The 258-nt window shown below is 75.6% G+C and carries 1 protein-coding gene; it reads left to right on the top strand.

The annotated features are described in order from the left end of the window. The coding region (locus ACFV0G_RS30535; RefSeq protein WP_380555035.1) for a cellulose binding domain-containing protein at window positions 1–182 on the top strand (182 nt) is incomplete at its 5' end. Window positions 183–258 lie beyond the last annotated feature (76 nt).

Raw genomic sequence — 258 nt, 5'->3', positions numbered from 1 at the left:
CCCCTGACCTTCCGCGGACGATCCTGCGTCCCGGCGCGTCAGGAGGATTGACATGCAACGCGCGGCTCGCGCCGAACGGCGGCAACTCCGCCGAGTTCGGCTTCGTCGGCGGCAACAACGGCGCCAACCCGTCCCCGACGGTGTTCCGGCTGAACGGAACGGTCTGCCGGACCGTCATCTGATCCGCACCACCGCGCCGCGGGGGGGCGGCCCCCGGGCGCCCCCCCCCGCGCGCGGGAGCCCCGCCCCGTGAGACCC

It is taken from the genome of Kitasatospora sp. NPDC059571, from assembly GCF_042735675.1.
Classification (GTDB): domain Bacteria; phylum Actinomycetota; class Actinomycetes; order Streptomycetales; family Streptomycetaceae; genus Kitasatospora.
This window is presented reverse-complemented; position numbering and strand designations above follow the sequence as displayed.